The sequence below is a fragment of the Klebsiella sp. 1SOBk5mer genome (assembly GCF_046603115.1).
Classification (GTDB): Bacteria; Pseudomonadota; Gammaproteobacteria; order Enterobacterales; family Enterobacteriaceae; genus Klebsiella; species Klebsiella quasipneumoniae.
This window is the reverse complement of record NZ_JBKIUU010000003.1, coordinates 368,933-386,181: the sequence shown is the minus strand read 5'-3', so window position 1 is coordinate 386,181 and position 17,249 is coordinate 368,933. Positions and strand designations below refer to the sequence as shown.

The following is a 17,249-nucleotide window of genomic DNA, read 5'->3' as shown; positions in this document are numbered from 1 at the left end:
GTGAGACATTATGTTTTTAGTCGACTCCCACTGCCATCTTGATGGTCTGGATTATCAAACTCTGCACAAAAACGTCGATGACGTGCTGGCAAAAGCGGCCGCGCGCGATGTGAAATTTTGCCTGGCGGTCGCCACGACGCTGCCTGGCTACCGCAGTATGCGCGAGCTGGTAGGGAGGCGTGACAATGTCGTTTTCTCCTGTGGCGTGCACCCGTTAAACCAGGACGAGCCCTACGAGGTGGAGACGCTGCGCACGCTGGCGGCGGAAGAGGGCGTCGTCGCGATGGGAGAGACCGGGCTGGATTATTTTTATACCCCGGAAACCAAAGCCCAGCAGCAAACCTCATTCCGTGACCATATCCGCATCGGCCGGGAGCTGAATAAGCCAGTGATCGTGCATACCCGTGACGCTCGCGCCGATACCCTGGCCATTTTACGTGAAGAAAAGGTGACGGATTGCGGAGGCGTACTACACTGTTTCACTGAGGACAGGGAGACGGCGGGTAAGCTGCTCGACATGGGGTTCTATATCTCGTTTTCCGGTATCGTCACTTTCCGTAACGCCGAGCAACTGCGCGATGCGGCGCGCTATGTTCCGCTGGATCGTCTGCTGGTGGAGACCGATTCGCCGTACCTGGCGCCGGTACCCCATCGCGGCAAAGAGAACCAGCCGGCGATGGTTCGTGACGTTGCTGAATACATGGCGGTACTGAAGGGTGTGTCGCTGGAGCAACTGGCTCAGCAGACCACCGACAATTTTGCCACGCTGTTCCACATTGACCCCGCCCGCTTGCAACCTGCTTGATCTGCTTATTATTTTAAGGCTCGTAATTAATAGCCAAAGCGAGTAAAGTTCACCGCCACAAAAGTGGCGGTGAAGGTTTTTTGGCAACATCTGGATACAACTTATGTAAGCTGATGTAAATTTTTACCGGAAGGCTGATTGAAACGTGATAGCCGTCAAACAATCATCCCGTTAATTATTTTACTCTGTGTAATAAATAAAGGGCGCTTAGATGTCCTGTCCACGGCGCGGTTCTCCCCCCGGGCCAATGCGTGAAAACGTAAAAAAGTACCAAATACTCAGGAGCACTCTCAATTATGTTTAAGAATGCATTTGCTAACCTGCAGAAGGTCGGTAAATCGCTGATGCTGCCGGTATCCGTACTGCCTATCGCAGGTATCCTGCTGGGCGTCGGTTCCGCAAACTTCAGCTGGCTGCCAGCCGTGGTCTCCCACGTCATGGCAGAAGCAGGCGGTTCTGTTTTCGCCAACATGCCGCTGATCTTCGCTATCGGTGTGGCCCTCGGCTTCACCAATAACGACGGTGTATCCGCACTGGCTGCAGTCGTAGCTTACGGCATCATGGTGAAAACCATGGCGGTGGTTGCGCCGCTGGTGCTGCATTTACCTGCTGACGAGATTGCGGCAAAACACCTGGCTGATACCGGCGTGCTTGGCGGTATTATCTCCGGTGCTATCGCCGCGTACATGTTCAACCGCTTCTATCGCATCAAGCTGCCAGAATATCTCGGCTTCTTTGCGGGCAAGCGCTTTGTACCGATTATCTCTGGTCTGGCCGCTATCTTCACCGGCGTGATCCTCTCCTTCATTTGGCCGCCGATCGGTTCCGCGATCCAGACCTTCTCCCAGTGGGCTGCTTATCAGAACCCGGTGGTGGCGTTTGGTATCTACGGTTTCATCGAGCGTTGCCTGGTGCCGTTTGGTCTGCACCACATCTGGAACGTTCCTTTCCAGATGCAGATCGGCGAATACACCAACGCGGCGGGTCAGGTATTCCACGGCGATATCCCGCGCTACATGGCAGGCGACCCAACTGCGGGCAAACTGTCTGGCGGCTTCCTGTTCAAAATGTACGGTCTGCCGGCAGCGGCTATCGCGATTTGGCACTCTGCTAAACCGGAAAACCGCGCCAAAGTGGGCGGTATCATGATCTCCGCCGCGCTGACCTCGTTCCTGACCGGTATCACCGAGCCGATCGAGTTCTCGTTCATGTTCGTGGCGCCGATCCTGTACGTTATCCATGCCATCCTGGCGGGTCTGGCGTTCCCAATCTGTATCCTGCTGGGTATGCGTGACGGTACCTCGTTCTCTCACGGCCTGATCGACTTTATCGTGCTGTCCGGTAACAGCAGCAAGCTGTGGCTGTTCCCGATCGTCGGTATCTGCTATGCGATCGTGTACTACGTCATTTTCCGCGTGCTGATTAAAGCCCTGGATCTGAAAACCCCGGGTCGTGAAGATACCACCGAAGAGAGCAAAGCTGGCGCAACCAGCGAGATGGCTCCGGCTCTGGTCGCCGCTTTCGGCGGTAAAGAGAACATCACCAACCTCGACGCATGTATTACTCGTCTGCGTGTTAGCGTGGCGGATGTAGCGAAAGTTGACCAGGCTGGCCTGAAAAAACTGGGCGCCGCTGGCGTGGTAGTGGCAGGTTCTGGCGTACAGGCCATCTTCGGTACCAAGTCCGATAACCTGAAAACTGAAATGGATGAGTACATCCGTAACAGTTAAGACGTAGTATCGGGGAGACTAAGGCAGCCAACTGGCTGCCTTTTTTACGTCACCAGATCGGCCTTCCAGAGGCGATAACCCCGCAAACTGTCCGCCAAATGCTTATTCCCTCAGCAGCTAAGTCTATAGTTGAATAAGAAAAAGAGCTTTCAGGTTGAAAGAGAGGGAGGATGTCGCTCATACTCTTACCGTAACCTGTGCGTCCGCGTTTATCTGCAGAAGCAGGCCAGCGTACGGGATAAAACTAATAAGGAATCAGTCATGGCAGAAGAAACGATTTTCAGCAAAATCATTCGCCGGGAGATCCCGTCGGATATGGTTTATCAGGATGAGCTTGTGACCGCTTTTCGCGACATCTCCCCGCAGGCACCCACCCACATTCTGATTGTCCCGAACGTTCTGATTCCTACCGTAAATGACGTTACCACTGAACATGAACTGGCCCTGGGCCGGATGATGACCGTCGCGGCGAAGATTGCCCGCGATGAAGGCCTCGCCGACGATGGCTACCGGTTGATCGTCAACTGCAACCGTCACGGCGGCCAGGAAGTTTACCATATCCATATGCATCTGCTGGGCGGTCGTCCGCTGGGTCCGATGCTGGCGCACAAAGGCTAACGTCATGCTCAGGACCCTTTTGGGCGCGTGTCTGGCGGCGGGGCTGCTGGCCGGATGTAGTTCACATCCGGAGATCCCGGTTTCTGACCAGCAGGTGCTGGTGATGGAGTCGAGCGTGTTGGCCGCCGGGATCAGCGCCAGCGAGCCTGTCGTCGTGGCGACGGAGATCCAGGCCACCGCCTCCTCTACGCTGTATAACGAGCGCCAACAGCCGGTCACCGTGCATTATCGTTTTTTCTGGTATGACGCCCGAGGGCTGGAGATGCACCCTCTGGAGGCGCCGCGCACCATCGTGGTTCCGGCTCGCTCCTCGGTGACGTTGTATGGCAGCGCCAATATCCTGGGGGCGCATAAGGCCCGCCTTTATCTTTATCTGTAAGGGGTAATTATAATGATGAAAATGTGTCGCTATGCGTTAATCACAGCACTGGCGATATTCCTCGCAGGCTGTGCGGGGCTGCGTGAGCAGCCCGCGCCGGTAGAAGAGGCCAAACCGCAGCCGCAGCAGCCTGCGCAGCCGCAGCCCACGGTGCCGACGGTACCGGCGGTGCCATCCGTCCCGTCGCAGCCAGGACCGATTGAGCATCAGGATCAGCAGTCGGGTCAGCCGGCGCCGCGCGTGCGTCATTATGACTGGAACGGCGCGGTGCAGCCGATGGTGGGGCAGATGCTGCAGGCGGGCGGGGTCAATGCCGGCAGTATTCTGCTGGTTGACAGCGTGAACAACCGCACCAACGGTTCGCTGAATGCCGGAGAAGCTACCACCGCGTTACGCAACGCGCTGGCGGGCAACGGCAAATTTACCCTTGTTTCACCGCAGCAGCTGGCGGTCGCCAAGCAGCAGCTGGGCCTGTCGCCGCAGGACAGCCTCGGCAGCCGCAGCAAAGCCATGGGCATCGCCCGCAACGTGGGCGCGCAGTATGTGCTTTACTCCAATGCCACCGGCAACGTCAACGCGCCTGAGCTGAAGATGCAGTTGATGCTGGTGCAAACCGGCGAGATTATCTGGTCAGGTAAAGGTGCTGTTCAGCAACAATAAGCTAACGCGCGACGAGCTCTTGTCGCGCTTCTTTCCCCACTATCATCCTGTCGCCTCGCTGAGCCAGACCGGCCTCAGCGGCGGCAGTGTGATTATCAGCGACGGCGACCGGCGACGAGTGCTGCGTCAGCCGCACGACCCGTCTGCCGCTGCCTGTTATTTTCGCCGTCAGTATCGCGCGCTGCGCCGGCTGCCTGCCAGGCTGGCGCCCAACCCCCTGTTTTACTCGCCCTGCTGGATGGTGGTGGAGTATTGCGCGGGTGAGGTGAAAAGCGAGTTACCTGACTGCCCGCAGCTGTCTGCCTTAATGTATGATTTGCATCAGCAACCGCGGTTCGGCTGGCGTGTGAGTCTCGGGCCGCTGCTGGCGCAGTACTGGCAGAGGAGCGATCCGGCCCGGCGCACGCCGCGCTGGCTACGCTGGCATCAGCGGCTGTGCCGCCGGGGCGAGCCTCGTCCTCTGCGCCTGGCGCCGCTGCATATGGACGTCCATGCCGGCAATATTATCCACAGCGACGCCGGTCTGAAGCTGATCGACTGGGAATATGCCGGCGATGGCGATATCGCGCTGGAGCTGGCCGCCGTATGGATCGCCCCGGGCGAGCGCCGCCAGCTGGTGACGGCGTATGCCCGGCGGGCGGCCATCGACCCGCAGCAGCTATGGCGGCAGGTGGCGCGCTGGCGTCCGTGGGTACTGCTGCTGATGGCGGGCTGGTATGAAATGCGCTGGCGGCAGAGCGGGGATCGGCAATTTATCACGCTGGCAGATGAAACATGGTGTCAGTTAGACAACGAACGCAAAGGATAAGAGAGGTCAGTGTGGGCCCAGTGATGTTGGATGTTGAAGGGTATGAACTGGATGCGGAAGAGCGAGAGATTCTGGCGCATCCGCTGGTGGGAGGGTTGATCCTCTTCACCCGAAATTATCACGATCCGGCGCAGCTGCGGGAGCTGGTGCGCCAGATCCGCGAAGCCTCCCGTAACCATCTGGTGGTGGCGGTCGATCAGGAAGGGGGACGCGTTCAGCGTTTTCGCGAAGGCTTTACCCGTTTACCGGCGGCCCAGTCTTTCGCCGCGCTGCTGGGGATGGAAGAGGGGGGCAAACTGGCCGCCGAGGCCGGCTGGCTGATGGCCAGCGAAATGATCGCCATGGACATCGATATTAGCTTTGCGCCAGTGCTGGACGTCGGCCATATCAGCGCCGCGATCGGCGAACGTTCTTATCATGAAGATCCGCAGAAAGCGCTGACGATGGCGCGTCACTTCATTGACGGCATGCACGCTGCGGGCATGAAAACCACCGGCAAACACTTCCCGGGACACGGGGCGGTGACTGCCGATTCGCATAAAGAAACCCCGTTCGATCCGCGTCCGGCATCGGTTATCCGCGACCACGATATGGCGATATTCAAAAGCCTTATCGCCGAGCAGCGTCTGGATGCCATTATGCCGGCGCATGTGATTTATCCGGAGCTCGATCCGCGCCCGGCCAGCGGTTCAGCGTACTGGCTGAAGACGGTGCTGCGCGGCGAGCTGGGCTTCGACGGGGTGATTTTCTCCGACGATCTGTCGATGGAAGGGGCGGCGATCATGGGCAGCTATGCCGAACGCGGCCAGGCATCGCTCGACGCCGGTTGCGATATGATACTGGTCTGCAATAATCGTAAGGGCGCGGTCAGTGTGCTGGATAACCTGTCGCCGATCAAAGCAGAGCGTGTTACGAAATTGTATCATAAAGGTTCCTTTTCCCGTCAGGAGTTAAGGGATTCAGCCCGTTGGAAAACGGTGAGTGCCCAGCTGGAGCAGCTTCATGCGCGCTGGCAAGAGGCGAAGTCCGCGTAACGCTCTGCGGGGCGTTGTTGTCTGGTGAGGATGCGATGATTATCTATTTACACGGTTTTGACTCGAACAGCCCCGGTAACCACGAGAAGGTGATGCAGTTGCAGTTTATTGACCCTGACGTGCGGTTGATAAGCTACAGCACGCGCCACCCCAAGCACGACATGCAGCATTTGCTGAAAGAGGTCGATAAAATGCTGCAGCTTACCGCCGATGACCGGCCGCTGATCTGCGGCGTTGGACTCGGCGGTTACTGGGCTGAGCGGATTGGTTTCCTGTGCGATATTCGTCAGGCGGTGTTCAATCCGAACCTGTTTCCGCATGAGAATATGGAAGGCAAAATCGACCGACCGGAAGAGTATGCTGACATCGCCACCAAGTGCGTGACCAACTTTCGCGAGAAGAACCGCGATCGCTGCCTGGTGGTGCTTTCCCGGCAGGACGAAGCGCTGGACAGCCAGCGTTCCGCTGACCTTTTGCACCACTATTATGAAATAGTCTGGGATGAAGAGCAGACCCATAAGTTTAAAAACATCTCGCCGCACCTGCAGCGGCTGAAAGCGTTTAAAACCCTCGGTTAAGCCTTTTTCCCCTGTATCCAAACCCGCGCCGGGTTCACCGCGCGGGTTTTTTCATGTCTACACTTATTGGTTTCGCTGAAAAAATACGCGACAAAACTTGATGCACATCAATTTTGGTATGACCAATGCACCGTTCATGGTATTCTCGACAGTGCTGAATGGTTTCATTGACGTAACTTGTTGTTAAATAAAGGCTATTTTAATAACTTTTATTTAACAATTGGTTAATAATTTTAGGGGTACACATGACTACGCCATTGAAAAAAATCGTAATTGTGGGTGGCGGCGCAGGCGGACTGGAACTGGCAACTCAGCTGGGGAAAAAGTTAGGGCGCCATAAGAAAGCGAAAATCACCCTGGTGGACCGTAACCACAGCCATCTGTGGAAGCCGCTGCTGCACGAAGTGGCCACCGGTTCTCTGGATGAAGGCGTTGATGCGCTGAGCTATCTGGCCCATGCCCGCAACCACGGCTTCCAGTTCCAGCTGGGATCGGTGGTCGATATCAATCGCAAAGGGAAGACCATCACCCTCGGTGAGCTGCGCAATGAAAAAGGCGAGCTGCTGGTGGCTGAGCGTAAACTGCCGTACGACACGCTGGTGATGGCGCTGGGCAGTACCTCGAATGACTTCAACACCCCTGGGGTGAAAGAGAACTGCATTTTCCTCGACAACCCGCATCAGGCGCGTCGTTTCCATCAGGAGATGCTCAACCTGTTCCTTAAGTACTCCGCGAACCTTGGCGCTAACGGTAAAGTGAACATTGCCATCGTCGGCGGCGGCGCCACCGGCGTGGAACTCTCCGCTGAGTTGCATAATGCCGTGAAACAGCTGCACAGCTACGGTTACAAAGGGCTGACCAACGAAGCGCTGAACGTCACGCTGGTCGAAGCGGGCGAACGCATTCTGCCTGCGCTGCCGCCGCGCATTTCCGGCGCGGCGCACAATGAGCTGACCAAGCTGGGCGTACGGGTGCTGACGCAGACCATGGTCACCAGCGCCGATGCGGGCGGCCTGCACACCAAAGATGGCGAATATATTGAAGCGGATCTGATGGTCTGGGCGGCCGGGATCAAAGCGCCAGATTTCATGAAAGAGATCGGCGGCCTGGAAACCAACCGTATCAATCAGCTGGTGGTTGAGCCGACGCTGCAGACCACCCGCGACGCGGATATTTTCGCCATCGGCGACTGCGCCTCCTGCGCCCGTCCGGAAGGCGGGTTTGTGCCACCGCGTGCTCAGGCGGCGCACCAGATGGCCACCTGCGCGCTGAATAACATCCTCGCGCAGATGAAAGGCAAACCGCTGAAGGCGTATACCTATAAAGATCATGGCTCGCTGGTGTCGCTGTCCAATTACTCCACCGTCGGCAGCCTGATGGGCAACCTGATGCGCGGCTCGATGATGGTGGAAGGGCGCATTGCGCGCTTCGTGTACATCTCCCTGTACCGTATGCACCAGATCGCCCTGCACGGCTATTTCAAAACCGGCCTGATGATGCTGGTTGGTCGCATCAACCGCATCATTCGCCCGCGTCTCAAGCTGCACTAATCGCTACCCCGACCCGGAGCGCGCCCTGGCGGCGCCTCCGGGCTCTTCTGCTGAACCGGCGGGGATCCCGCTCGGAATCCTCTGAATCCCTTTGATTTGCAGCGAATTCTCGCACTTTTCATCCGCTATCTGATTTGCGCCTTCCCGGGTCCGGTTGCAAAATTGTATCAACAGCAACAAAGGAGGATCTCCCGTGAATAAATCTATGTTGGCGGGTATAGGGATAGGCGTGGCTGCCGCGCTGGGCGTTGCAGCTGTCGCTGGTCTCAACGTGTTAGATCGCGGCCCGCAGTATGCGCAAGTGGTCTCCAGTACACCGATTAAAGAAACCGTGAAAACGCCGCGCCAGGAATGCCGCAATGTCACCGTGACCCATCGTCGTCCGGTACAGGATGAAAACCGCATCGCCGGTTCCGTGCTGGGCGCGGTGGCGGGCGGGGTGATTGGCCACCAGTTCGGCGGCGGTCACGGACGCAGCGTGGCGACGGTCGTGGGCGCGCTGGGCGGCGGCTATGCCGGTAACCAGATCCAGGGCGCGATGCAGGATAACGACACCTACACCACCACGCAGCAGCGCTGCAAAACGGTGTATGACAAATCCGACAAAATGCTGGGCTACGATGTGACCTATAAGATAGGCGATCAGCAGGGGAAAATCCGTATGGATCACGATCCTGGCAGCCAGATCCCGCTGGACAACAACGGCCAGCTGGTCCTGAACAACAAAATCTAAAAACAGATTTGTGTAATGATTAGCCCCTCAATCGCTCAGGCTGAGGGGCTTTTTTTGTCAGAAAGTTAACGCGTAATTCAGACCGAAGGTACGGCCACGGCCTTTATATTCATACAGCGACGAGCTGCCGTAGGTTGGGCTGTAGAGCAGCGGCGCACGCTGGCCCCAGATGGTGACATAATCTTCGTTAAGCAGGTTTTCGATACTGAAGGTCAGTTTCCCCACCGGCAGCGCGTAACTGCCGATAAAATCGACGGTATTATAGCCTTCCAGCTTGTTGCCGGCGGCGTCGCTGAGGTCAAACACCTGCTGGCTCTGCACGCGCAGGCTCCACGGATCCGGCGCCCAGCCTACCCAGGCGGTGGCTTTGGACGGCGAGGCGAGGGTGACGTCCCATTTTTGCCAGCGGCCATCGGTCTGTACCTGTGATTTCAGCACGTTGAAGTTGCCGCCGACGCTCCAGTCGCTGTCCGGAATAAAGTAATCGACCGCTCCCTCAACGCCGTAAATACGCCGCTTGTCGGACTGAACATCGATGGTCATGTCGGTACGGTTGACCACGATGGTCTTATCCGAAGTCGAGTAATACGCCGCCAGCTGGGTGCGCAGGTTATCGCCGGTGTAGCGCCAGCCCAGCTCATACGAGTTAACTTTGATCCCCTGTAGCGGCGAGTCATCGACGTTGACGCTGGAGAGCAGCGGCAGATGACCATTGACCGCGGCGCCGTATTTCCCGATGCCATAGTATTTACCCGGATCCGGCAGCTCAACGCCCTGCGAGAAGTTAAACCAGGTCTGTTGACGCTCGGTCAGATGGGCGACGATCCCGGCGTTAAACAGGAAGTTGTCATAATCGGTTTTGCCGCCTTTGATGGCGTCGGCGGAGCGCGCTTTGCCGTTGGCGATATCCTGTTGCTGGGCGTAGCCGACAAAGTCGTCAACCCGGTTTTCGGTCCACTGGTAGCGAACCCCGCCGCTGATGGTAAAGATGTCGTTCAGATCGTAGCTTGACTGCAGGAACGGCGCGACGTTGGAGATGCTGTATCCCGGGTAGCGGCCGGTGGTATAGATCGATTCGTTGTGCAGCCCACCGGAAGCCAGCGATTGTTGCAGATCGAAGAACATCTGATTGGCATTGAAGGTCTCATGATCGGCGTCGAGACCCCAGGTGAGATCCCAGCCCGCCAGCGGCTGACTGTTCAGGGTCAGCTTTGCCCCATACTGATCGGTATCCTGCTGCGACGAGGAGAAACTGCTGACCTGGCCTTTGCTGAGCGTCGGGAACGGATAGAAGGTGAGGGATTCATCGCGATAGTACACCTGGCTCACCAGATTCTGACCGAAGAAGTCGGCATCGGAGTACTGGAGGCTGATCAGATGGCGCTCGGTGCCGGGGATACGATCGGAATTGAGCCCGTCGGTGGTGTACGCTTTGCCGCCGCTGGTCACCGCGGACATATTCTTCCCGAGCCACAGGCCATAGTCATCATCGCCCTGGCTTTTATAATACTGGGTGACCAGCTGCAGCTGGCGGTTGTCGTCGATCTCGATCGTCCCCGTTCCCATGACGTCCAGACGGTCAGAGTGCTGGAGCCCCGTTTGGGTGTTATCGAGGAGCAGCGCATCGTTGTTGCCGTCGTACCAGCCGCCGAAACGCTGATAGGCTACCGATAAACGCCCGGACGCGTGGTCTGTCCCGCCGCTGACGGCCGCTGCGACGCGCTCATCATGATCGTTGCTGTTGGCAAACCCGCTCTTGCTGCCCACCTCAAGATCGACCTGCCGATCCTGCTGCCCTTTTTTGGTGACGATGTTGATAAGTCCGCCGGTACTGCCGCCGCCGTACAGTGAGGTCGCCCCGGAGATCACTTCGATATGTTCGATGTTGAACGGATCGATGGCGTCGAGCTGGCGACTGTCGGTGCGTGAGGAGTTGAGCCGGACGCCGTCAATCAGCACGACGATGGCGCGCCCGCGCATGTTCATCCCGTAATTGGTGCGCCCCTGGCTGCTGACATCGATGCCCGGGATCAGCTGAGCCAGCACGTCTTTGAACTCTTTCCCGCCCTGGACCTGCTGCTCAATCTCCTGGCCCTCAATGACCCAGGTGGTTTGGGCCATCTCGGCCACGGTGCGGTGGGTGCGGTTCGCGCTAACGATGATGCTGTCTTCATCAGATTGAGCCGCCAGCGCAGGCAGCGCGCTGGCCAGCAGCAGAGGGTGGAGCACCCAGAGGCGCTTTTTCATATCCATTCCTTTTATGAGCAAGTTGCTTTGTCGTTGTTATGGGCCGGCGTCGGCCGGTATTCGTTACAATGCGAAACATCTGGAAAAACTCAAAAAAGGATTTTGCACATAATGAATATCGCAATCAATATCATTTGCGTTTATCTTGCGCGAGAAAAGGTAATAAAAATCAATCTATTTTGTGGGGGTAAAGCGAAACGGCGGGCGGTTCCGGCGGCAGAATACCGCCGGAAGCGGGGCGCATCAGGACTCGAGGACCAGCGGCCAGAGACGGAGAGTGGTGTCAGTGATTTGCATCAGTTTGTCGAAATCGGCGCCTTCCCGTGCGCTGATGGACATCCCCTGCAGGACACAGTTGAGAAACTGCGCGAGCTGCGCCACGTCGCGGCCCGCGGGCAGTTCGCCCTGCGCTTGCCGCTGCTGCAGAAACTGGGTTAGCGCCTGCTCCTGCATCGCATGGCGGGATTTGATGGTGTTGGCGATATCCGTCGAGGAGGCGGCCAGCGCGGCGGAGGTATTGATGATAAAGCAGCCGGCCGGCGTCTCTTTGCTGGTAAAGCAGGTGGCGACCGCGGTGAAGTAGTCGCGCAACGCCCGATCGACGGTTTTTCCCTCAGCAAACAGCACGGCTTCGTGCTTCGCGGCAAAGCGCGAAATGTAACGATCCAATACTGCGCGGAACAGTCCTTCTTTATTCACAAATTCCGCATACAGGGTGGGGGCTTTTGCTCCTGTCGCCTCGACCAGATCGGCGAGCGAGGTCGCCTCATAGCCGTGCTGCCAGAAGAGTGTCATGGCTTTGTCCAGCGCCGCATCCCTGTCGAACACCTTCGGTCGGCCACGGCTTTTTTTGGCGCAACTTTGAACGTCAGTTGTCATGATGCCGTTGTACCTATGTTGGTTTGGTGAATGGCCATTATAAAAATAAACGATCGCCGGGGCCAGCGCTGTTGGTCCAAAAATAAATAATTCATATGCGTATGAAAATTAAGCATTTTATAAATAGTTAAACGATCGTTATAAAAATGCGTTGACGTGTGACTTAGATCACATTATTATTTACCTATCGATCGTTAAGTTAATGCTTACGACCCTACTATAAAATTCATCTGCATAGGTATAATAATCATGAAAACCGTTAATACTCTGGCTATTGCCGCCGTGCTTAGCTCCCTCTCTTTCGCCAGCTTTGCCGCTGTTGAGGTGCAGTCCACCCCAGCCGGCCAGCATAAAGTGGGCACCATCTCTGCGTCCGCAGGGACTAACCTGGGGTCGCTGGAAGACCAGCTGGCGCAGAAAGCGGATGAAATGGGCGCCACCTCATACCGTATTACTTCGGTAACCGGTCCGAATACTCTTCACGGTACCGCGGTTATCTACAAGTAAACCCGATGCGTTGCTGCCCGGCCCCCTTCACCGGTCAGCGATGAGTAAGACCCTGTTGTACCCCTGTTTGACCCTTGCCAACAAAAAACCCGCCGTCAGGCGGGTTTTTTGTTTTCTGCAGCGTGAGGTTACAGCGACTGCGGACCAGGGTCGGCATGACGGGTAACGTCAATGGGCATGCCCGAGCGGTAATTCATCGCGCGCTCCATTACCGTGCCGTCGGTCTGCGGCGCCTGTTTGAACGCCTTCATGGCCGCGTTAAGCGTAATAGGCAGGGTCTGCGGGTCGTCATCGATATGCTCAGACAGCGGCTGGTGGATTTCGACCAGACGGCGGCCGTCCGGCTCCACCGACGCCTTAATCGGCGTGTTGATAATATTCACCTTCGTGCCCGGCGAGATCGCGTTGTACAGCGCCTTGATATCGTTGTCGCGCAGACGAATACAGCCGGAGCTGACGCGCATGCCGATGCCGAAATCGGCATTGGTGCCGTGAAGGAGATAGACTCCGCCATAGGCGGCAAGGCGGATAGCGTGATGGCCCATCGGGTTGTCAGGACCGGCAGGCACCACCGCCGGCAGCTCAATCCCCATCGCTTTGTAGCGCGCGCGAATGTTAGCGGTTGGCGTCCAGGTCGGATTAGCCCGCTTGTCGGACACGGTGGTGACCATCGTCGGTGTGATGGTGGTTCCGCCCAGTTGGCCGATGCCGATCGGGTAGACAGTCACTTCATTCTTGCCCGGCGGGTAATAGTAGAGGCGCAGTTCGGCAAGGTTAATCACCAGCCCTTCGCGCGGCGTATCGGGCAGCAGCGTCTGCAGGGGGATAGTCAGCACGCTGCCGGCGCGCGGAACATAGGGGTCTACCCCGGGATTGGCCTGCAGCAGGGCCAGAAAGCCGACATTGTACTTTTTGGCAATCGCCTCCAGCGAACCGCCGTTATCCTGCACCACATGGAACTGATTCTGCCCCACCAGCCGGCTGCCCGGCGGGGGAAGGGGCCAGGTGTTAGCGCGCGCAGGCAGCGCCAGCGCGGCAACCAGCGCGACCAGCGCCAGCGCCAGCGCCAGGGGGAAACGGTTTCTCATTACCATAACTCCAAAATATATAACTGGTTATTTTTATATGAAAAAGGAGATGAGATTATGGCGTGAGTCTGTGTGGGGAAATCCAGGCGGATTGCAAAATGTTTGTAAAGATTGCCAGATATGTGAAAAGGGAGATACGGCGTACCGGCCGAATCTCCCCCGCGATCAGGCGACGGCGTTCTCTTCCAGCTGGCGCATGAACTGGCGAACCCAATCCATCCGCGTCTTTCGCTCCTCGAGATCCTGCATGAACTTCAGGCGCGTCGGCCCGTCCAGGCGGAAGTGCTGCGGCTGCTTCTGCAGCAGGCCGATCAACCACACCGGATTGACGTTGTTTTTCTCGTTAAATTCGATCACGCCGCCTTTTTCATTGCTCTCCAGCTTACGGATCCCCAGCTTCTGCGCCTGCTGACGCAGACGGGCGATATCCAGCAGATTGCGCGCGGCGTCGGGCAGGCGGCCAAAACGATCGATCAGCTCGACTTTGATCTCCTCCAGATCCTGTTCGTTTTTGGCGCTGGCAATGCGCTTATAGAACGACAGACGAGTATTGACGTCGGGGATGAAATCATCAGGCAGCAGGGAAGGCATGCGCAGTTCGACTTCCGTCTGCTGGCTGGTGAGATCTTCCAGCGACGGCTCGCGCCCGGCTTTCAGGGCATCTACCGCATTCTCCAGCAGCTCCATATACAGGGAGAAGCCGATGGTCTCCATTTGACCGCTCTGATCTTCGCCCAGCAGCTCCCCGGCGCCGCGGATCTCCAGATCGTGGGTCGCCAGCGCAAAGCCGGCGCCAAGATCTTCCAGCGAGGCAATGGCTTCGAGGCGCTTTTGCGCATCGGTGGTCATCGCCTTCGGATGCGGCGTCAGCAGCCAGGCATAGGCCTGGTGATGGGAGCGGCCAACGCGGCCGCGCAGCTGGTGCAGCTGGGCGAGGCCAAAGTGGTCGGCGCGTTCGATAATGATGGTGTTGGCGGTGGGAATGTCGATCCCGGTTTCGATGATGGTGGTGCACACCAGCACATTGAAGCGCTGGTGATGGAAGTCATTCATCACCCGCTCCAGCTCGCGCTCCCGCATCTGACCGTGGCCGATGGCGATCCGCGCCTCAGGCACCAGCTCCGCCAGCTTGTCGGCGGCTTTCTGGATGTTCTCGACGTCATTAAACAGATAGTAAACCTGACCGCCGCGCAGCGTTTCACGCAGGATCGCCTCGCGCACGACCAGCGCATCGTATTCGCGAACGAAGGTCTTTACCGCCAGGCGGCGCGCCGGCGGCGTGGCGATGATCGACAGATCCCGCATTCCGCTCATCGCCATGTTCAGCGTTCGCGGGATCGGCGTGGCGGTGAGGGTCAGGATATCGACATCGGCGCGCATCGCTTTGATGCGCTCTTTATGCCGCACGCCAAACCGGTGCTCTTCGTCGACGATCAGCAGCCCCAGATCGCGCAGCTTCACCTCGCTCTGCAGCAGCTTATGGGTGCCGATCAAGATATCGATTTTGCCTTCCGCGGCCTGCTCGAGGATCTGCGCCTGCTCTTTAGCGCTGCGGAAGCGGGAGAGCATTTCGATGCGTACCGGCCAGTTGGCGAAACGATCGCGGAAGTTGTCATAGTGCTGCTGAGCCAGCAGGGTGGTCGGCACCAGTACCGCCACCTGTTTGTGGTTCTCCACGGCGAGGAAGGCGGCGCGCATGGCCACTTCGGTCTTGCCGAAGCCCACATCGCCACACACCAGGCGGTCCATGGCCAGCGGCTGGCACATATCGCTGAGGACGGCGTTGATCGCCTGCGCCTGATCCGGCGTGGTTTCAAACGGGAAACCGTCGCAGAACAGCTGATACTGTTCGCGGTCGTGTTTAAAGGCAAACCCGGCTTTCGCCGCGCGCTGGGCGTAGATATCCAGCAGTTCGGCCGCTACGTCGCGTACCTTCTCGGCCGCTTTTTGCCGCGCCCGGGTCCAGGCATCGCCGCCCAGCTTGTGCAGGGGCGCGTTCTCTTCCGCTCCGCCGGCGTAGCGACTGATAAGATGCAGCGAGGAGACCGGAACGTATAATTTGGCATCGTTGGCGTAGGTCAGCATCAGGTATTCGCCGGTGATGCCGCCCGCCTCCAGGGTGGTCATCCCCGCATAGCGGCCCACGCCGTGTTCCAGGTGAACGACCGGCTGGCCGATATGCAGTTCGGCAAGGTTGCGAATTAGCGTGTCAGGGTTAATGGTGCGACGGGAATCCTGACGACGGCGCGCTACGCGCTCGCCGAGCAGGTCGCTCTCGCAAATCAGCGCCAGGCCGCGCTGGCTGTCGATAAACCCGTGCTCGGCGGCGCCAATCATCAGATAGCGCCCGTTGCCGGTGGCTTCCTCCAGGCGCAGCAGGTGTTTCGGCGCAATTTTGATCCGCGCCAGCATTTCGCTCAGCGCTTCCCGGCGACCCTCGCTTTCAACGGAGAAGATCACCGGGCCGGCAAACGCGTCGAGGAAGCGGCGCAGATTATCCAGCGGCGCTTTGTTTTGCGCCTGGACGGCGAGGTCCGGCAGCGTCTGGTAGCCCAGGTTGGTATTCGCTGCTTTTTCGGCCAGGCGCTCGGTTTTCAGCTGAACGCGCGGCCACTTTTTCAGTTCGCTGAACAGCTCATCGCTGCGCAGCCACAGCAGTTCCGGCGGCAGGAGCGGGCGCATCGGATCGACGCCGCGGTTTTCAAAGCGGGCGCGGGCTTCATTCTGGAAACGCTCCGCGCTGGCCTCGAGATCGCCGGTGTTGACGATCAGCGTGCTGGCCGGGAAATAGCTAAATAACGGCGGCAGCGGCTCGCTGAAGAACAGCGGCTGCCAGTATTCGATACCGGCAGGCAGCGTCCCTTTACTGACCTGCTGATAGATATGCTCGGCGTCGCGCTTCACCTCAAAGCGGTCGCGCCACTGACTGCGGAACAGCTCGATGGCGGTCTGGTCGGTGGGGAATTCGTGCGCCGGCAGCAGGTTAATGGCCGCCACTTCCTCCAGCGTGCGCTGGCTGTCGACGTCGAACAGGCGCAGGCTGTCGATTTCATCGTCAAAAAAATCGAGGCGGTAGGGCTGGTCGCTGCCCATCGGGAACAGGTCGAGCAGCGCGCCGCGGGTGGCGTATTCGCCATGCTCCATCACCTGATCGACATGGCGGTAGCCGGCCCCCTCGAGCTGGTCGCGCAGCGCATCGCGCGACAGGCGCTGACCCTTTTTCATCACCAGCGCGTGGCCGTGAAGGAAGCTGTGCGGACAGACGCGCTGCATCAGCGTGCTGACCGGGACGATCAGCACGCCGCGCTGCATAGTGGGTAACTGGTAAAGGGTGGCAAGACGGGAGGAGATAATGTCCTGATGCGGCGAGAAGCTGTCGTAAGGGAGCGTTTCCCAGTCCGCCAGCCCCATCACCAGGCTGTCGGTGAACTGCCTGATCTCGTCATTCAGACGCAGCGCGTTTTGCATGTCAGGCGCCACCAGCACCACCGGGCCCTTGTGGCGTTCGGCCATCTCCGCCACCAGGGTGGCGCAGGCTGCGCCGGTCAACTCGCCAAGCTGGCGCTGGTCACCGGCTTTCACCGGCAATGAGTATCGATATTGTTCAGGCATAGACGGTTTCATGATCTCTTA

At 58.3% G+C, this 17,249-nt stretch carries 17 protein-coding genes; 12 read left to right on the top strand and 5 right to left on the bottom strand.

All coding sequences use genetic code 11. The features are described from left to right. The first annotated feature begins 10 nt into the window (after positions 1–10). The 10 genes from ACLH1U_RS10775 (at position 11) to ACLH1U_RS10730 (ending at position 8,895) form a co-directional block, all read left to right on the top strand. Entirely contained in the window at positions 11–805 is a 795-nt protein-coding gene (locus ACLH1U_RS10775; RefSeq protein WP_032452441.1) for a metal-dependent hydrolase, read from the top strand. Between the two features lie 296 nt (positions 806–1,101). After that, positions 1,102–2,535 carry a PTS glucose transporter subunit IIBC gene (gene ptsG, locus ACLH1U_RS10770; RefSeq protein ID WP_002900680.1) on the top strand — a complete coding sequence of 478 codons (1,434 nt, stop codon included), beginning with the start codon at positions 1,102–1,104 and terminating at the stop codon, positions 2,533–2,535. A gap of 261 nt (positions 2,536–2,796) precedes the next feature. Continuing rightward, on the top strand, positions 2,797–3,153 hold the full coding sequence (hinT, locus tag ACLH1U_RS10765) for a purine nucleoside phosphoramidase (protein WP_032452442.1): 357 nt from the start codon (positions 2,797–2,799) through the stop codon (positions 3,151–3,153). A 4-nt stretch (positions 3,154–3,157) separates the two neighbouring features. Next, complete coding sequence (locus ACLH1U_RS10760; RefSeq protein WP_411299239.1) at positions 3,158–3,532, top strand: YcfL family protein; 375 nt, start codon at positions 3,158–3,160, stop codon at positions 3,530–3,532. A 21-nt stretch (positions 3,533–3,553) separates the two neighbouring features. Further along, positions 3,554–4,192, top strand: coding sequence for a penicillin-binding protein activator LpoB (gene lpoB / locus ACLH1U_RS10755; protein ID WP_072096711.1), 639 nt, complete (start codon positions 3,554–3,556; stop codon positions 4,190–4,192). Then, the gene (gene thiK / locus ACLH1U_RS10750; RefSeq protein ID WP_117133147.1) at positions 4,173–5,000 is read left to right on the top strand and encodes a thiamine kinase; all 828 of its coding nucleotides are present in this window, start codon (positions 4,173–4,175) and stop codon (positions 4,998–5,000) included. Before lpoB ends, thiK begins: the two co-directional genes overlap by 20 nt. A 23-nt stretch (positions 5,001–5,023) precedes the next feature. Beyond that, positions 5,024–6,034, top strand: coding sequence for a beta-N-acetylhexosaminidase (gene nagZ, locus ACLH1U_RS10745; RefSeq protein ID WP_072199202.1), 1,011 nt, complete (start codon positions 5,024–5,026; stop codon positions 6,032–6,034). Between the two features lie 35 nt (positions 6,035–6,069). Continuing rightward, positions 6,070–6,612: an alpha/beta hydrolase YcfP gene (gene ycfP, locus ACLH1U_RS10740; RefSeq protein ID WP_411299238.1), complete on the top strand. Its 543-nt coding sequence runs from the start codon at positions 6,070–6,072 to the stop codon at positions 6,610–6,612. Between the two features lie 245 nt (positions 6,613–6,857). After that, positions 6,858–8,162 (top strand): NAD(P)/FAD-dependent oxidoreductase, encoded by a 1,305-nt coding sequence (locus ACLH1U_RS10735; RefSeq protein WP_411299237.1) that lies wholly within the window; start codon positions 6,858–6,860, stop codon positions 8,160–8,162. Positions 8,163–8,355: 193 nt separating this feature from the next. Continuing rightward, positions 8,356–8,895 (top strand): glycine zipper 2TM domain-containing protein, encoded by a 540-nt coding sequence (locus tag ACLH1U_RS10730; protein ID WP_002900781.1) that lies wholly within the window; start codon positions 8,356–8,358, stop codon positions 8,893–8,895. 57 nt (positions 8,896–8,952) lie between these two features. Here ACLH1U_RS10730 and ACLH1U_RS10725 read toward each other — a convergent pair whose 3' ends face one another. Further along, positions 8,953–11,142 (bottom strand): TonB-dependent siderophore receptor, encoded by a 2,190-nt coding sequence (locus ACLH1U_RS10725; protein ID WP_048297236.1) that lies wholly within the window; start codon positions 11,140–11,142, stop codon positions 8,953–8,955. Positions 11,143–11,210: 68 nt separating this feature from the next. On the opposite strand from ACLH1U_RS10725, the gene ACLH1U_RS10720 reads away from it, so the two are divergent. Further along, entirely contained in the window at positions 11,211–11,333 is a 123-nt protein-coding gene (locus ACLH1U_RS10720) for a hypothetical protein (protein ID WP_004140642.1), read from the top strand. A gap of 52 nt (positions 11,334–11,385) precedes the next feature. On the opposite strand, the gene ACLH1U_RS10715 is transcribed toward ACLH1U_RS10720, so the two are convergent. Together ACLH1U_RS10715 and ACLH1U_RS10710 are read right to left on the bottom strand one after the other, a co-directional pair. Next, complete coding sequence (locus ACLH1U_RS10715; protein WP_023289148.1) at positions 11,386–12,021, bottom strand: TetR/AcrR family transcriptional regulator; 636 nt, start codon at positions 12,019–12,021, stop codon at positions 11,386–11,388. Then, a complete protein-coding gene (locus tag ACLH1U_RS10710; RefSeq protein WP_172977040.1) occupies positions 12,018–12,137 on the bottom strand; it encodes a hypothetical protein in 120 nt (39 codons plus the stop codon). The genes ACLH1U_RS10715 and ACLH1U_RS10710 overlap by 4 nt, the downstream gene beginning before the upstream one ends. Positions 12,138–12,270: 133 nt before the next feature. On the opposite strand from ACLH1U_RS10710, the gene bhsA reads away from it, so the two are divergent. Continuing rightward, complete coding sequence (bhsA, locus tag ACLH1U_RS10705; RefSeq protein ID WP_002900788.1) at positions 12,271–12,528, top strand: multiple stress resistance protein BhsA; 258 nt, start codon at positions 12,271–12,273, stop codon at positions 12,526–12,528. A gap of 128 nt (positions 12,529–12,656) precedes the next feature. Here bhsA and ACLH1U_RS10700 read toward each other — a convergent pair whose 3' ends face one another. Together ACLH1U_RS10700 and mfd are read right to left on the bottom strand one after the other, a co-directional pair. Beyond that, positions 12,657–13,616, bottom strand: coding sequence for a L,D-transpeptidase family protein (locus ACLH1U_RS10700; protein WP_411299236.1), 960 nt, complete (start codon positions 13,614–13,616; stop codon positions 12,657–12,659). Between the two features lie 165 nt (positions 13,617–13,781). Next, the gene (gene mfd / locus ACLH1U_RS10695; RefSeq protein WP_032452446.1) at positions 13,782–17,228 is read right to left on the bottom strand and encodes a transcription-repair coupling factor; all 3,447 of its coding nucleotides are present in this window, start codon (positions 17,226–17,228) and stop codon (positions 13,782–13,784) included. Between the last annotated feature and the right edge of the window lie 21 nt (positions 17,229–17,249).

Excerpts from the sequence above, each read along its gene's own strand:
- ycfP (WP_411299238.1), top strand. The coding sequence starts at position 6,070 with ATGATTATCTATTTACACGGTTTTGACTCGAACAGCCCCGGTAACCAC.
- ACLH1U_RS10720 (WP_004140642.1), top strand. The coding sequence starts at position 11,211 with ATGCGAAACATCTGGAAAAACTCAAAAAAGGATTTTGCACATAATGAA.
- ACLH1U_RS10715 (WP_023289148.1), bottom strand. The coding sequence starts at position 12,021 with ATGACAACTGACGTTCAAAGTTGCGCCAAAAAAAGCCGTGGCCGACCG.
- mfd (WP_032452446.1), bottom strand. The coding sequence starts at position 17,228 with ATGCCTGAACAATATCGATACTCATTGCCGGTGAAAGCCGGTGACCAG.
- ACLH1U_RS10760 (WP_411299239.1), top strand. The coding sequence starts at position 3,158 with ATGCTCAGGACCCTTTTGGGCGCGTGTCTGGCGGCGGGGCTGCTGGCC.
- ACLH1U_RS10775 (WP_032452441.1), top strand. The coding sequence starts at position 11 with ATGTTTTTAGTCGACTCCCACTGCCATCTTGATGGTCTGGATTATCAA.
- ACLH1U_RS10710 (WP_172977040.1), bottom strand. The coding sequence starts at position 12,137 with ATGCTTAATTTTCATACGCATATGAATTATTTATTTTTGGACCAACAG.
- nagZ (WP_072199202.1), top strand. The coding sequence starts at position 5,024 with ATGTTGGATGTTGAAGGGTATGAACTGGATGCGGAAGAGCGAGAGATT.
- ACLH1U_RS10725 (WP_048297236.1), bottom strand. The coding sequence starts at position 11,142 with ATGAAAAAGCGCCTCTGGGTGCTCCACCCTCTGCTGCTGGCCAGCGCG.
- bhsA (WP_002900788.1), top strand. The coding sequence starts at position 12,271 with ATGAAAACCGTTAATACTCTGGCTATTGCCGCCGTGCTTAGCTCCCTC.
- ACLH1U_RS10735 (WP_411299237.1), top strand. The coding sequence starts at position 6,858 with ATGACTACGCCATTGAAAAAAATCGTAATTGTGGGTGGCGGCGCAGGC.
- ptsG (WP_002900680.1), top strand. The coding sequence starts at position 1,102 with ATGTTTAAGAATGCATTTGCTAACCTGCAGAAGGTCGGTAAATCGCTG.
- lpoB (WP_072096711.1), top strand. The coding sequence starts at position 3,554 with ATGTGTCGCTATGCGTTAATCACAGCACTGGCGATATTCCTCGCAGGC.
- hinT (WP_032452442.1), top strand. The coding sequence starts at position 2,797 with ATGGCAGAAGAAACGATTTTCAGCAAAATCATTCGCCGGGAGATCCCG.
- ACLH1U_RS10700 (WP_411299236.1), bottom strand. The coding sequence starts at position 13,616 with ATGAGAAACCGTTTCCCCCTGGCGCTGGCGCTGGCGCTGGTCGCGCTG.